Origin of the sequence: Brotonthovivens ammoniilytica (assembly GCF_025566885.1) — a bacterium.
Classification (GTDB): Bacteria; Bacillota; Clostridia; order Lachnospirales; family Lachnospiraceae; genus Brotonthovivens; species Brotonthovivens ammoniilytica.
The window spans coordinates 275,446-289,817 of the sequence record NZ_JAOQJQ010000001.1; the positions used below are offsets into that span (position 1 = coordinate 275,446).

Annotated in this window: 15 protein-coding genes; all 15 read left to right on the top strand. The window is 43.6% G+C overall.

The genetic code is table 11. From position 1 onward, the window contains the following. The first annotated feature begins 13 nt into the window (after positions 1-13). The 15 genes from OCV88_RS01265 (at position 14) to OCV88_RS01335 (ending at position 14,169) form a co-directional block, all read left to right on the top strand. A complete protein-coding gene (locus OCV88_RS01265) occupies positions 14-1,312 on the top strand; it encodes an amidohydrolase (RefSeq protein ID WP_158423839.1) in 1,299 nt (432 codons plus the stop codon). An 8-nt stretch (positions 1,313-1,320) separates the two neighbouring features. After that, positions 1,321-1,800, top strand: coding sequence for a ribonuclease HI (gene rnhA / locus OCV88_RS01270; protein WP_158423840.1), 480 nt, complete (start codon positions 1,321-1,323; stop codon positions 1,798-1,800). A 103-nt stretch (positions 1,801-1,903) separates the two neighbouring features. Then, complete coding sequence (gene alaS / locus OCV88_RS01275) at positions 1,904-4,561, top strand: alanine--tRNA ligase (RefSeq protein ID WP_158423841.1); 2,658 nt, start codon at positions 1,904-1,906, stop codon at positions 4,559-4,561. Continuing rightward, on the top strand, positions 4,561-5,727 hold the full coding sequence (locus tag OCV88_RS01280) for a glycoside hydrolase family 3 protein (RefSeq protein WP_158423842.1): 1,167 nt from the start codon (positions 4,561-4,563) through the stop codon (positions 5,725-5,727). The genes alaS and OCV88_RS01280 overlap by 1 nt, the downstream gene beginning before the upstream one ends. Positions 5,728-5,847: 120 nt before the next feature. After that, a complete protein-coding gene (gene rpsU / locus OCV88_RS01285; RefSeq protein WP_021737899.1) occupies positions 5,848-6,024 on the top strand; it encodes a 30S ribosomal protein S21 in 177 nt (58 codons plus the stop codon). A gap of 126 nt (positions 6,025-6,150) precedes the next feature. Next, a complete protein-coding gene (gene spoIIIAA / locus OCV88_RS01290; protein WP_158423843.1) occupies positions 6,151-7,059 on the top strand; it encodes a stage III sporulation protein AA in 909 nt (302 codons plus the stop codon). Then, positions 7,053-7,571 (top strand): stage III sporulation protein AB, encoded by a 519-nt coding sequence (locus OCV88_RS01295; RefSeq protein ID WP_158423844.1) that lies wholly within the window; start codon positions 7,053-7,055, stop codon positions 7,569-7,571. Before spoIIIAA ends, OCV88_RS01295 begins: the two co-directional genes overlap by 7 nt. A 13-nt stretch (positions 7,572-7,584) precedes the next feature. Continuing rightward, positions 7,585-7,779: a stage III sporulation protein AC gene (gene spoIIIAC, locus OCV88_RS01300; RefSeq protein WP_158423845.1), complete on the top strand. Its 195-nt coding sequence runs from the start codon at positions 7,585-7,587 to the stop codon at positions 7,777-7,779. Positions 7,780-7,790: 11 nt separating this feature from the next. Continuing rightward, on the top strand, positions 7,791-8,177 hold the full coding sequence (locus OCV88_RS01305) for a SpoIIIAC/SpoIIIAD family protein (RefSeq protein ID WP_158423846.1): 387 nt from the start codon (positions 7,791-7,793) through the stop codon (positions 8,175-8,177). After that, positions 8,174-9,361, top strand: coding sequence for a stage III sporulation protein AE (locus tag OCV88_RS01310; protein WP_158423847.1), 1,188 nt, complete (start codon positions 8,174-8,176; stop codon positions 9,359-9,361). Before OCV88_RS01305 ends, OCV88_RS01310 begins: the two co-directional genes overlap by 4 nt. 22 nt (positions 9,362-9,383) lie before the next feature. Continuing rightward, positions 9,384-9,968 (top strand): stage III sporulation protein AF, encoded by a 585-nt coding sequence (locus OCV88_RS01315; RefSeq protein ID WP_158423848.1) that lies wholly within the window; start codon positions 9,384-9,386, stop codon positions 9,966-9,968. After that, positions 9,969-10,571 carry a stage III sporulation protein AG gene (locus OCV88_RS01320; RefSeq protein WP_158423849.1) on the top strand — a complete coding sequence of 201 codons (603 nt, stop codon included), beginning with the start codon at positions 9,969-9,971 and terminating at the stop codon, positions 10,569-10,571. 2 nt (positions 10,572-10,573) lie between these two features. Next, complete coding sequence (locus OCV88_RS01325; protein WP_158423850.1) at positions 10,574-11,290, top strand: SpoIIIAH-like family protein; 717 nt, start codon at positions 10,574-10,576, stop codon at positions 11,288-11,290. A 60-nt stretch (positions 11,291-11,350) separates the two neighbouring features. Continuing rightward, a complete protein-coding gene (locus OCV88_RS01330) occupies positions 11,351-12,523 on the top strand; it encodes a phosphopentomutase (protein WP_158423851.1) in 1,173 nt (390 codons plus the stop codon). 56 nt (positions 12,524-12,579) lie between these two features. Continuing rightward, positions 12,580-14,169, top strand: a complete 1,590-nt coding sequence (locus OCV88_RS01335) for a peptide chain release factor 3 (RefSeq protein WP_158423852.1) — start codon at positions 12,580-12,582, stop codon at positions 14,167-14,169. Positions 14,170-14,372 lie beyond the last annotated feature (203 nt).

Consider the following 14,372-nt stretch of genomic DNA (forward strand, 5'->3'; position numbering starts at 1 on the left):
GGGGAAGAGGCATATGAATATTCGCTTTTATAACGCTAAAGTTCTGACTCTGAAAGAAGATGAAACCTTTGAGATTATCTTTGGAGAGCTCTGGGTGAAAGGAAATTCTATTTGTTATATTGGAAACGGAGAGGATACAGATCAGGTTTTGAAAGAATACGGCCCCATCTGCTGGGAACGTGAAATAGATGCAGAGGGCAATCTTTTAATGCCGGGCTTTAAAAATGCCCATACACATACGGCTATGACATTCTTACGTTCTTATGCAGATGATCTGCCTCTGCAGGAATGGCTGTTTCAGCAGGTATTTCCAAAGGAGGACCAGCTGGTGCCGGAGTATGTATATGATTTGAATATTCTTGGAATTATGGAATATCTCACCAGTGGAATTACTTCTAACTTTGATATGTATTTTTTCCCGCCGACAGATGCAAAAGCTTCTGTGGACTGCGGTTTCCGTACGGTGTTAGTGCCGGGGCTGAATAATTTCGGCGGAACTGTGGAACAGATGGAGGAAAATTATCATATTGTCAATGAAATGAGCGATCTTGTAAGCTTTATGATTGGATTTCATGCAGAATACACTACTTCCAGAGAGCTGATGGAAGGGGTGGCAGGACTGGCACAGAAGTTTCGGTCGCCGGTATTTATGCACAATTCAGAAACCGCTCTGGAGGTAAAAGAGTGCCGGGACCGTTACCAGATGTCTCCCACACAGATTACGGACAGCCTTGGGATGTATGAATACGGCGGCGGCGGCTATCACTGCGTATATTTTGACGATCAGGATTTTGAGATTTTTAAAAAGAAAGGACTTTCGGCAGTGACCAATCCAGCTTCTAATTTGAAGCTTGCCAGCGGGATTGCGCCGGTGAAACGGTTTGTGGAAGAGGGAATTAATGTGGCTATCGGCACTGACGGAGCGGCCAGCAACAACTGTCTGGATATGTTTCGGGAGATGTTTCTTACTTCTGCCCTTGCAAAGGTAAGAGAAATGGATGCGGAGTGTGTCAGCGCAGATAAGATTTTATATATGGCAACAGCAGGAGGCGCAAAAGCCATGGGCCTTTCTGACTGCGATTGTCTGGCGGCAGGAAAGAAAGCAGACCTGATTATGCTTGATTTAAAACAGCCTAATATGCAGCCGGAAAATAATATCGTTAAAAATATTGTGTACAGCGGAAGCAAGCAGAATGTAAAAATGACCATGGTAAACGGAAAGATTCTATATGAAGATCAGAAGTTTTATATAGGATTTGAGCCGGAAGAGGTATACCGCAGAGCAAATGAAATTATCCGCAGTATGAAATAGGAGTATCTATGAAAGTAACAATTTATACAGACGGAGCGGCCAGAGGAAATCCCCACGGTCCGGGAGGATACGGCACCGTACTTCAGTTTGTGGACGCAGCCGGAACACTTCATGAAAGAGAGCTGTCTGCCGGATATAAAAAAACCACCAATAACCGGATGGAGCTTATGGCTGCTATTGTGGGGCTTGAGGCTTTAAACCGTCCCTGCCAGGTGGATTTGTATTCTGATTCCAAATATCTGACAGATGCTTTTAATCAGCACTGGATAGATGGATGGAAACGCAGAGGATGGAAAAAGGCCGACAAAAAGCCGGTGAAAAATGTGCGGCTCTGGCAGAGACTGCTGGCGGCCATGGAACCTCATCAGGTGATCTTTCACTGGGTAAAAGGACATGACGGGCATCCGGAAAATGAACGGTGCGACCGTCTGGCCACTGCAGCTGCAGACGGATCCTGTCTTCTGGAAGATGATCTTGACGAGAGCTGAGTGCAGGGACTGCCTTGAAAATGAAAAAACACTGTGCTAAGATAGGAATGTTTGGATAACAAAGGGGACAGCCCCCTTTGAAAATAAATTTGGAGGAATTGTTGTGAAAAAATACGGAGTAAATGATCTGCGCAGAATGTTTCTGGAATTCTTTGAGAGTAAAGATCATCTGGCAGCAAAAAGCTTTTCCCTGGTGCCTCATAATGACAACAGTCTGCTGTTGATCAATGCGGGAATGGCACCGTTAAAACCATACTTTACCGGTCAGGAGATTCCGCCAAGACGGCGTATGACTACCTGTCAGAAATGTATTCGTACCGGTGATATTGAAAATGTAGGAAAGACAGCCCGTCATCTTACATTTTTTGAGATGCTTGGAAACTTTTCATTTGGAGATTATTTTAAAAAGGAAGCCATTGCCTGGTCCTGGGAATTTTTGACAAAGGTGCTGGAGCTGGATCCGGAACGTCTTTATCCTTCTATTTACGGAGAGGACGAGGAAGCTTTTGAAATCTGGACCAAGGATATCGGGGTTCCTGCAGAAAAAATCACACGTTTTTACCGGGATGAAAACGGTGAATGCGATAACTTCTGGGAGCACGGAGCAGGTCCCTGCGGTCCCTGTTCGGAAATTTATTATGACAGAGGGGAAAAATACGGATGTAAAAGCCCTGACTGTAAGGTAGGCTGTGACTGTGACCGTTTTATGGAAGTGTGGAATAATGTATTCACACAGTTTGACGGTGACGGAAAAGGCCATTATACAGAACTTGAAAATAAAAATATTGATACCGGCATGGGATTAGAGCGTCTTGCTGTTGTTATGCAGGATGTAGATTCCGTATTTGATATTGACACTATGAAGGCAATCCGTGACAAAGTCTGTGAGCTCTGCGGCAAAACTTATCAGACAGATGAGCTTTCTGATATTTCCATTCGTCTGATTACAGATCATATCCGTTCTGCCACATTTATGGTTTCTGACGGAATTATGCCTTCCAACGAAGGACGGGGCTATGTGCTGCGGCGTCTCATCCGCCGGGCGGCAAGACATGGAAGAATGCTTGGAATAGAAGGAACCTTCCTGGCAAAATTAAGTGAGACTGTAATTTCAGAATCCAAAGACGGATATCCGGAGTTAGAAGAGAAAAAAGATTTTATTTTCCGTGTTCTGACTCAGGAAGAGGAAAAATTCAATAAAACCATTGACCAGGGGCTTAATATTCTGGCCGAAATGCAGGCTGAGATGGAAGAAGCCGGCAAGAAGACACTTTCCGGTGCAGATGCCTTTAAATTGTATGATACGTATGGTTTTCCTATAGATCTGACAGCGGAAATCCTGGAAGAAAAAGGATTAAATATTGACCATGAGGGCTTTGGGGCGGCAATGCAAGAGCAGCGCACCAAGGCAAGAAAAGCCCGGAAAACAACCAACTATATGGGCGCGGATGTGACTGTTTATGAGTCTATTGATCCGTCTGTTACCACAGAGTTTGTTGGTTATGACCGATATACCCATCAGTCAGAAATTATTGTATTAACAACAGAGGATGAACTGACAGAAGCGCTGACAGAGGGAGAAAACGGAACAGTTATTGTAAAAGAGACGCCATTTTATGCAACCATGGGCGGACAGAATGCAGATACCGGCGTCATTCGTACAAAAGACGGAGAGTTTCTGGTGAAGGATACTGTGAAACTTTCAGGCGGCAAGGCAGGTCATATCGGAACCGTAGTCAAAGGCATGGTAAAGGTTGGTGATCTGGCAGAATTGTCCATAGATCAGGAGAAGCGTCTTGCAATCGGTAAAAACCACAGTGCCACTCATCTGCTTCAAAAGGCTTTGCGTGAAGTGCTTGGAACCCATGTGGAGCAGGCAGGGTCCGATGTTAACGAGGACAGACTGCGTTTTGACTTTACACATTTTTCTGCTATGACACCGGAGGAGCTGGCAAAAACAGAAGCTATTGTAAATCAAAAGATTGAAGAGAATCTTCCGGTGAAAACTGCTGTAATGTCATTAGAGGAAGCAAAAAAGACCGGAGCTATGGCTTTGTTTGGTGAAAAATACGGTGAGAGTGTCCGTGTAGTAACTATGGGGGATTTTTCCACAGAGCTCTGCGGCGGTACTCATGTATCCAATACAGGTTCTATTATGGCTTTTAAGATTCTTTCCGAAACCGGAGTCGCAGCGGGAGTACGCCGTATAGAGGCGCTGACTTCAAAAGCTGTATTTGAATATTATGATAAGCTGGAGGATACCTTAAATCAGGCGGCAAAAGCGTTAAAGACAAATCCGGCCTCAGTTCTGGAAAAAATTCAGCATCTGCAGACTGAGTTAAAAGCGCTTCAAAGTGAAAATGAATCTTTAAAGAGCAAAGCGGCTCAGGATGCCCTTGGGGATGTAATGGATCAGGTTGTAGAAGTAAATGGAGTAAAGCTTCTGGCAGCGGTTGTAGATGATGTGGATATGAACGGTCTGCGTGATCTTTCCGATCAGCTGAAGGCAAAGCTGGGCGACGGTATGGTATTACTGGCATCTGCAAAGGACGGGAAAGTCAGCCTTGTAGCTATGGCAACAGAGGGAGCTATGAAGCAGGGGGCTCATGCGGGAAATCTGATTAAAACTGTAGCGGCAAAAGTCGGCGGAGGCGGAGGCGGACGTCCGAATATGGCTCAGGCCGGCGGAAAGAATCCGGCTGGCATTCCGGATGCTATTGCAGCAGCGAAAGAAGCATTTGCTCTGCAGGTTGAAAAATAATGAAGCAATTATGCAAACTAATATTGGCAGCGGCAGCTCTGGCAGTTTTGTCCGGAGCTGCCGGCTGTTCATTTGAAGGACAAAAAACGGACATTTCCGTATCTGAAAAAGAAAAAAGCAGAGATGAAGCCCTTGAGACAGGAGTCCATGCAGAAAATCAGGATGAGATCCGGGCCAGAGCTCTTTTAGATGAGATGTCTTTGGAAGAAAAAGTAGGTCAGATGTTTTTTGTGCGGTGCCCGAAAGAAAATGCCGCCAAGATGGTTACAGACTATCATATTGGCGGTTATCTTTTGTTTGGCCAGGATTTTGAAGAGAATACTCCAAAAGAAGCCAGAGAAAACATTCAGAGTTATCAGGAGGCTTCAGAAATTCCACTGCTGATTGGGGTGGACGAGGAAGGCGGTACGGTAAACCGCATCAGCCGTTATCCACAGTTTCGTAAAATTCCTTTTTTGTCCCCTATGGAGCTTTACGAGCAGGGGGGACTAAACGCTATTGAGCAGGATGCCCAGGAGAAGTGTGAGTTTTTGCAGGAACTGGGAATAAATGTAAATTTTGCTCCTGTCTGTGATGTGTCTGAGAATCCGGATGATTTTATTTATCAGAGAACTCTGGGGCAGGGGGCAGAGGAAACTGCTGAATATGTAAAGGCTGTTACAGCGGTTATGAAAGATAAAAAGATGGCATCTGTCTTAAAGCATTTTCCGGGTTACGGAAATAACACGGATACACATACGGGAATTGCTTATGACAAGCGGCCCCTCAAGGAGTTTGAAACTTCGGATTTTCTTCCCTTTCAGGGGGGAATTGATGCCGGGGCTGATCTTGTACTGGTATCTCATAATATAGTGGAATGTATGGATGAAACATATCCGGCTTCTCTTTCGGAAAAAGTGCACAGGATTTTAAGAGAGGAACTGGGATTTACCGGAGTGATTATTACAGATGATCTTGTGATGGACGGAGTAAAAGAATTTGCCGGGCAGGAGCAGGCTGCTGTGCTGGCGGTGAAAGCCGGGAATGACCTTTTGTGCTGTACAGATTTTGAAGTGCAGATCCCAGCCGTTTTGGAAGCTGTAAAATCCGGAGAGATCAGCCGGCAGCAGATTGATGAATCAGTACTAAGGGTGCTGCGTTTGAAAATTAATCTGGGACTTTTATGAAATTTTGGAAAAGGGTTGACTAATCCGTCAGATATGCTATAATAACTTGCAGTGCAAAAATATTACCCAATCAGTTGAATATGCACAATACGCAACTGGAGGGAGGTTAGGTGTGATTCTATGTCAAATGTTATCGTAAAAGAAAACGAAACTTTAGATAGCGCTTTACGCAGATTCAAAAGAAATTGTGCAAAAGCTGGTATCCAGCAGGAGATTCGTAAGAGAGAACATTACGAAAAACCAAGCGTAAAACGTAAAAAGAAATCTGAAGCAGCTAGAAAACGTAAATATAACTAGTTCAGACAAACTGAAAGAGGAAATAATCATGTAAATGGTTATTTCCTTTTTTTGTTGTTCTAAATTGAAAATGAAATCATATATTTGACTAAGGTCAGGGACAAGAACAGGACCGGGAGGAAAATTATGGAACAGATGATTCAACTATTTCCCCTTCATCTCAGGAAGGAAATCAATGACAGCCGGATTTTTGAAAAAGAGATAGAAGAAATCAGAATACGGGTGGCTCAGCCCCTGATTGTTATAACAGGAAAAGGGGAATATAAAATCCCCGGATTGGAAAATTACCGTATGACAAAGGAAGATTTAAGCCAGATGGTCTCCTATATTTCCCAGTGTTCTATTTATGCTTTTGATGATGAAATACAGAAAGGATTTCTGACGCTTCAGGGAGGACACCGGGTGGGAATAGCTGGACAGGTTGTGCCAGAGGGTAAAGGTGTGCGGACCATAAGACCGATTACCTATCTTAATATCCGGATTGCCCATCAGGTATACGGATGTGCCCGAGATTTAGTCAGCTGGCTTCAGAGCGAGGGGCGATTTAAGAATACCTTGATCTTGTCTCCTCCGGGAGGGGGGAAAACAACGATGCTAAGAGATCTGGTACGGATTCTTTCTGATGGGGACAGGCGTTACCCAGGGATGAAGGTAGGGATTGTAGATGAACGTTCTGAGATTGCCGGCTGCAGAAACGGCGTTCCACAGAATGATGTTGGAATCCGGACGGATGTGCTGGACGGCTGTCCAAAGGCGGAGGGAATGATGATGCTGGTGCGCTCCATGTCACCGGAGATTCTGGCAGTTGATGAAATCGGTACGAAAGAAGATTTTGAGGCGGTAACGTATGCCTTAAACTGTGGATGTGCGGTATTTGCAACGATGCACTGCTCTACGATACAGGAACTGATGGACAAACCATTTTGGAAGGATCCTGTCAACAGACAGCTGTTTTCTAGGTATGTGCTGTTAAAAAATCTCCGGGGAAACCGGACGTTTCAAGTATACGACGAGGGGATGGTGCAGTTATGTTAAAAATTGCCGGGATTGTTCTGGTGCTGGCTGCTGCATGGGGATACGGCAGCGGGCTTGTGGCACAGCTTGTAAGACACAGAGATAATCTGTTTGCCTGCAAAGAAATGACAGAACTTCTGATCGGAGAGATTCGTTACGGGAAAACCCCCCTTCAGGATGCGTTTTCTTTGATTGCTGCCCGTCTGAAAGAGCCCCTGTCCGGCATTTTAAAAAGTATTTCCAAAGAGATCTGTCAGAATAATTATAAAAGCCTGGAAGTGGTCTGGGAGAATAAGTTTCAGGCTGCGCAGAAGGAACTTTATTTTACAGCAGAGGAGATGGAGGTAGTAAAAGGGATTGGAAAAAATCTCGGATATCTGGATGTACAGATGCAGGTACAGCATCTGACACTGTATCAAAAACAGATGGCGGGATTTCTGGAACAGACAGAGAAAACAGAAAAAGAAAAGAAAAAATTGTACCGCAGCTTAAGTATGATGGCAGGTGCAATGGTAGTATTATTACTGGTTTAAAACGGGAGGAACTATGGGTGTCAATCTGATATTTAAAATAGCGGCGGTGGGAATCCTGGTAACTGTTATTGGACAGGTACTAAAACACAGCGGAAGAGAAGAACATGCTTTTTTGGTAAGTCTTGCGGGACTGTTAATTGTTCTTTTCTGGATTGTGCCGTACATATATGATTTGTTTTCGAATATCCGGGATCTGTTTTCGCTGTAGAGGGAAGTAATATGAGTGTAATAAAAGTTGCGATGATAGGCGTCTGCGGAGTATTGCTGGCGGTATTTTTAAAGCAGCAGAAAAATGAGTATGCACTGTATATCAGTATGGGAGCGGCTGTGCTGATTTTACTGCTGGCAGTAAACAGACTGGGGATAGTTATGGAATCCATTGAAAAAATTCAGTCGGTGATTAAAATTGACAGCAGTTACGTAAAGGTGCTTGTTAAGATGATTGGAATTACTTATGTGGCAGAATTTGCGTCGGGGCTGTGCAAGGATGCAGGATATGCTTCTGTAGGGGCGCAGATAGAGATGTTTGGAAAATTTTCCATTATGGCAGTCAGTATGCCGGTTCTGCTGGCTCTCATAGAAACCGTTGAAGGGTTTTTAACATGAAAAAAAAGATCGTAAATGGAATCTTTCTTGTTTTTTTACTAACGGCAGTTTTTCAGTTTTCGGTGCGGGCGGCGGATCTTTCGAATGGGGATACTGCTGGGCCGGTGATATCCGAAGAGACAGATGGCAGCAATCAGGTAGATGAGTCTATGCTTAATGGAATTGATTTTACCGATATTGATAATTTTCTGAATGAAACAAAAGAAACAGACGGCATTACTTTTCGTCAGCTTGTGGAGACCATTATTTCTCAGGATGGACAGGTTGATAAAAAATGGGTGTTTACACAGATCTGGAATCTGATTGCTAAAGAGCTTGTGGAGAGCAAAAGTATTTTTGCCCAGCTTTTGATTATGTGCGTGGCCTTTGCGGTTCTGCACAATTTTGCCAATGTGTTTGAAAACAGTCAGATTCATACCACCTGTTTTTATATGTTCTATATGGCATTGATTACACTTTTAATGAGATCCTATCTGCTGACCCATCAGATACTCACAGAGGTGCTGGGCAGTCTGGTGGACTTTATGCAGGCAGTGATACCGGCTTTCTGTATGGCCCTGATGTTTTCTTCTGCGGCCTCAACGGCAGCTGTTTTTTATCAGATTATTGTGGCGGTTATTTATCTTATTGAACGGATTTTACTGTATGTGATTGTTCCGGGAATCCATATTTATGTAGTGCTGCAGATGCTCAACCATATGACCGGAGAGGCAATGATTTCCAGAATTACAGGTCTGTTAAAAAAGTTTATTACCTGGGGACTTAAAATTATGGTGGCGGCTATTACAGGGATGAATATTATTCAGAGTCTGATTGCACCTGCTCTTGACGGGCTGAAAAATACGGCCATCACCAAAACGCTGAATATGATACCGGGACTTGGAGGTTCCGCAAATGCAGTTACCAGTATGTTTTTAGGGTCGGCGGTTGTGATTAAAAATGGAATCGGAGTGGCCGCTTTAATTATTTTGCTTGTATTATGCCTAGGGCCGCTGTTTAAAATGGGAGTTCTGACGTTTTTATATAAAGTGACCGGAGCTGTTGTACAGCCTATTTCGGACAGCAGGGTGTGCGGATGTATCAGCAGTGTAGGAGAGGGCGCTTCTCTTTTGCTGAAAGTACTTCTGGCAGCTATGATGATGTTTATGGTGACAATTGCAATTATAACGGCCGCGGTGCGGTAATGAAAGAAAGGCGGAAGAGCAGATGGATGCCATATTCGGGTGGGTGAAAACATTAATCTTTTTTTCTCTGTTTCTTACGATTTTTATGCAGCTGATTCCGGAGAAAAAATACCGCAAATATATACGTTTTTTTGCAGGGATGATTTTTATTATTCTTGCGGTATCTCCGGTTTTTAAGTTTTTTTCTAAAGGGGATTTGTCAGAGAATATTTTTGAGCAGTTTGCCTATCAGCAGGAAAGTGAGAAAGTCAGTCTGGATTTTGAATATATGGAGAGCCAGCAGCAGGAATATTATCAGGAACAGGTGAAACAGGCTGCGTCTGAGCTGATAGACAAAGCGGCAGCCGAACAGGGATTTGAAATGACCGGCAGCAGCATTGAACTAAAAGAGGGCTCCGGGGAGCCGGAAAAAATAACGGTTTTTGTCAGGGAGGCAGATGAGACAAAAGAACAGGAGCGGACTGCAGTGGAAGAAATAAAAATAAAGATTGCAGATGACGGGGGAGAAAAAAAAGAAGTATCGGCGGCCAGATCTGGGAAGCTGAAAGAAGAAATTGTATCATTGTTTGAAATTCCGGAAGATCAGATACAGATTTTGGAGGAATAGATGGATATCAGGAAATTTATAAAAGAAAAACAATGGAAAAAGTGGAAAAAAGATCAGTGGCTGATTGTATTTCTAGCAGGGGTGCTGCTGCTTGTGATTGCCATACCGGTAAATTCAGGAAAAAAGTCGGAGAATACGAAAGATACACAGGCGGAACAGACAGTTAAGAATCAAAAGAGTGAAAATCAGAGTGATTCTGATTATGAGGGGCAGCTAGAAAAGAAGCTGGAACAGGTTTTAAAGCAGATGGATGGAGCAGGACAGGTTCAGGTAATGATAACCCTGAAAGATACCGGAGAATCTGTGGTGGAAAAAGATATTAATACCACAGGAAATACCACAGAAGAGAGCGACAGCCAGGGAGGCACCAGAAAAACTGTGGAAAATCAGCAGGAAGAAAGTACTGTATACCAGGATGGCACACAAGATGGTTCACCCTTTATATCGAAGGAAACCATGCCCCAAATTGAAGGCGTCCTTGTTGTGGCTCAGGGGGGAGGAGATACTGTAACGGCAAAAAATATTTCTGAAGCAGTAGAGGCATTATTTGGAATTGAAGCTCATAAAATTAAGGTAGTAAAGATGAACATGCAGGAGGGGTAATCGTGAAAAAAATATTTCGTAAAAATCAGGTAATTATAACAGCACTGGCATTGATGATTGCAGTAGCCGGATACATAAGTTATACACAGTCTAATGACTCGGATAAAGATGTAGTAAAAACAAAGACAGATCAGACGGCGTCGGCTAATACAACCTATGATATCTCAGATGAGGATCTGGCTGCCGATGTATTTACAGATACAGAAGATAACAGTAAGAGTGATGCAAAGGATACAAAGACAGATGATAAGGATACAAAAACGGATGATACAAAAGATACGAAAGAGACATCCTCTGACAGTACAAAAACAGACAGTAAGAGTGAAAATCCCGGGGAGACAGTGCTTACAAATGCAGATGCTAAATCTGTAGATTTTGCCTCAGAGATGAAGCTGAACCGGGAGCAGATGCGGTCTAAAAATAAAGAAGATCTCATGGAGATTATCAATAATAATTCGATTACCGAGGCACAAAAACAAAATGCCATTGATAAAATGGTGGAGATGACCAATATTGCAGAGCGGGAAAACGCAGCAGAAATATTGCTGGAAGCCAAGGGATTCACAGATGTGGTAGTGAGTATTACAGATGATGGTGCTGATGTAGTATTAAATATGGGAGATGTTACAGATGCAAAACGGGCTCAGATTGAGGATATTATGAAAAGAAAAACAGGTGTGTCTGCAGAAAATATTGTAATCACTCCCATTTCTGAGTAGAATATAAATACACAGATTGGCAGAAGATAACTGCATAGCAAAAGAAAGAAGGAAACACAGATGAAACGCATATTTTTAATTGTACTAGATAGTGTGGGAATTGGAGAAATGCCGGATGCAGATCAATATAATGATGCAGGAAGCAATACCTTAAAAGCTGCTTCTGAAAGTCCGTATTTTTCCATGGAGCATATGCGGAAACTGGGCTGTTTTAATATAGATGGCGTGCAGATTGGAGAAAAAGAGGGGCAGCCGGAAGGCTCTTATGCCAGAATGACAGAACGTTCCAGGGGAAAGGATACCACCATTGGCCACTGGGAAATTGCGGGAATCGTTTCAGAAAAACCTCTGCCTGTTTATCCCCAGGGTTTTCCGGATGAAATCCTCAGAGCCTTCTCGCAGAAAACCGGGCGGGGCATTCTCTGCAACAGGCCATATTCCGGAACGGAGGTAATCCGTGATTACGGAGAGGAGCATATGAAAACCGGAAAGCTGATTGTATATACGTCAGCGGATTCTGTATTCCAGATTGCCGCCCACGAGGATGTCATACCCGTTAAGACCCTGTACGAGTACTGCGGGATGGCAAGAGAACTGTTAAGCGGGGAGCATAATGTTGGCAGGGTTATTGCAAGACCTTTTACCGGTGAACCGGGCAGTTTTGTAAGAACCGCCAGACGCCATGACTTTTCTGTAAAGCCCCCAAAGACAACCATGCTGGATCAGTTAAAAGAGAGCGGATATCAGGTGCTGGCAGTGGGAAAAATCAATGATATTTTTGCCGGAGAGGGAATTACAGAGTTTGTGCGGACCGAAAATAATGCGGACGGCATTGACAAAATGCTTGCGTATATGGAGCGGGAGTTTGAAGGGCTGTGCTTTGTGAATCTTGTGGATTATGATATGCTGTACGGCCACCGCAATGATGTGGACGGATATGCAAAAGCTCTGACTTATTTTGACAGCCGTCTGCCGGAAATATTAGATCAATTAAAGGAAGAGGATATTCTGATGATTACGGCAGACCACGGCTGTGATCCAAGTACGCCCTCTACAGATCATTCCAGAGAGTACACACCTTTTGTTATTTATGGAAAACCGGTAAAAGGGGGAGTAAATTTAAAAACAAGAGAAAGCTTTGCGGATATCGGGGCCTCGGTCCTTGATTATTTTCGGATTAAGCCCAAAATCAGCGGAAAGAGTATGCTTGACAACGGATTGCTGCTCCTTTAAAATTAAAGTTTGTGAATGATCAGAAATAGAAATCATAAACAGTTGGAGGAAGCATTTTGGCTGATTTAAGGAAAGAAATAGAAAAACGAAGAACCTTTGCGATTATTTCCCATCCGGATGCAGGAAAAACAACCCTGACAGAAAAGTTTCTGCTTTATGGCGGAGCTATTAATCTGGCTGGTTCCGTAAAAGGAAAAGCGACGGCACGGCATGCGGTATCAGACTGGATGGAAATTGAAAAACAGAGAGGTATTTCAGTAACTTCATCGGTGCTGCAGTTTAATTATGACGGCTATTGTATTAATATTCTGGATACGCCGGGGCATCAGGACTTCTCAGAAGATACCTACCGTACGCTGATGGCGGCAGATTCTGCTGTTATGGTAATTGACGGCTCTAAGGGTGTAGAGGCTCAGACAAGAAAGCTGTTTAAGGTATGTGTTATGCGTCACATCCCCATTTTTACATTTATTAATAAAATGGACCGGGATGCCAACGATACCTTTGATCTTCTGGATGAAATTGAAAAAGAGCTTGGAATTGCCACCTGTCCGGTAAACTGGCCCATTGGATCCGGTAAGAATTTTAAAGGGGTCTATGATAGAAATACAAAAAAAGTAATGACTTTTTCCGACACTCTGAAAGGAACAAAAGAGGGTGTTGAAACGGAATATGAGATTGACGATCCAAGGCTTTGTGAAGTCATTGGCGATGAAAAAAAAGATCTGCTGATGGAGGAAATTGAGCTTTTAGACGGGGCCAGTGCAGAGTTTGATATGGAGCTGGTATCCAAAGGAGAGCTCTCTCCGGTGTTTTTCGGGTCGGCTCTGACAAATTTCGGAGTGGAGACATTTTTACAGCATTTTCTTCAGATGACCACATCTCCGCTGCCCCGCAATGCGGATATTGGCCAGATAGATCCTTTTTCAGAAGATTTCAGCGCATTTGTGTTTAAAATACAGGCCAACATGAACAAGGCCCATCGCGACAGAATCGCATTTATGCGTATCTGTTCCGGTAAGTTTACTGCGGGGATGGAAGTGACCCATATTCAGGGAGGCAGGAAGATGAAGCTCTCTCAGCCCCAGCAGATGATGGCACAGGAACGTAAAATTGTGGAGGAAGCCTATGCCGGGGATATTATCGGTGTGTTTGATCCCGGGATTTTTTCCATTGGAGATACCATAAGCACTTCTGCGGATAAATTTGCCTTTGAGGGAATTCCCACCTTTGCGCCGGAGCATTTTGCCCGGGTACGTCAGGTAGACACCATGAAGAGGAAACAGTTTGTGAAGGGAATTACCCAGATTGCCCAGGAAGGCGCCATTCAGATTTTCCAGGAATATAATACCGGAATGGAAGAAATCATTGTGGGTGTAGTAGGTGTTCTTCAGTTTGATGTTTTAAAATTCCGCTTGGAAAATGAATATAATGTAGAAATCCGTCTGGATAATCTTCCATATGAGCATATCCGCTGGATTGAAAATAAAGAGATTGATCTGGACAAGCTGTCCGGAACCTCTGACATGAAAAAAATAAAAGATCTGAAGGGAAATCCGCTGCTTTTGTTTGTAAACAGCTGGAGCGTGGGTATGACCCTGGATCGAAATGAAGGTTTAATGTTATCTGAGTTTGGAAGAAATTAAATATATCAGACTTGAATGTTTACCGGCAGCCAGAGGTTTTGGCTGCCGGTATTTTACGTTACAGGAAAGTTTTTGCCAACGTCTTCCCTGATATATAAAAACTGCTTGCCGGAAAAGGTCCGGCAGTGTATAGTTTTCCTATCAGCGAGATGATCTTTGTGCATGTTTGCCTGGAATCTAAGGGCATATTTCCATACCGGCCT

What these genes read in the sequence shown, in the direction of transcription:
- rpsU (WP_021737899.1), top strand. Translation starts at nt 5,848, where the DNA reads ATGTCAAATGTTATCGTAAAAGAAAACGAAACTTTAGATAGCGCTTTA.
- OCV88_RS01305 (WP_158423846.1), top strand. Translation starts at nt 7,791, where the DNA reads ATGAGTGTAATAAAAGTTGCGATGATAGGCGTCTGCGGAGTATTGCTG.
- OCV88_RS01310 (WP_158423847.1), top strand. Translation starts at nt 8,174, where the DNA reads ATGAAAAAAAAGATCGTAAATGGAATCTTTCTTGTTTTTTTACTAACG.
- spoIIIAA (WP_158423843.1), top strand. Translation starts at nt 6,151, where the DNA reads ATGGAACAGATGATTCAACTATTTCCCCTTCATCTCAGGAAGGAAATC.
- OCV88_RS01280 (WP_158423842.1), top strand. Translation starts at nt 4,561, where the DNA reads ATGAAGCAATTATGCAAACTAATATTGGCAGCGGCAGCTCTGGCAGTT.
- OCV88_RS01320 (WP_158423849.1), top strand. Translation starts at nt 9,969, where the DNA reads ATGGATATCAGGAAATTTATAAAAGAAAAACAATGGAAAAAGTGGAAA.
- OCV88_RS01295 (WP_158423844.1), top strand. Translation starts at nt 7,053, where the DNA reads ATGTTAAAAATTGCCGGGATTGTTCTGGTGCTGGCTGCTGCATGGGGA.
- OCV88_RS01265 (WP_158423839.1), top strand. Translation starts at nt 14, where the DNA reads ATGAATATTCGCTTTTATAACGCTAAAGTTCTGACTCTGAAAGAAGAT.
- OCV88_RS01330 (WP_158423851.1), top strand. Translation starts at nt 11,351, where the DNA reads ATGAAACGCATATTTTTAATTGTACTAGATAGTGTGGGAATTGGAGAA.
- OCV88_RS01315 (WP_158423848.1), top strand. Translation starts at nt 9,384, where the DNA reads ATGGATGCCATATTCGGGTGGGTGAAAACATTAATCTTTTTTTCTCTG.
- rnhA (WP_158423840.1), top strand. Translation starts at nt 1,321, where the DNA reads ATGAAAGTAACAATTTATACAGACGGAGCGGCCAGAGGAAATCCCCAC.
- spoIIIAC (WP_158423845.1), top strand. Translation starts at nt 7,585, where the DNA reads ATGGGTGTCAATCTGATATTTAAAATAGCGGCGGTGGGAATCCTGGTA.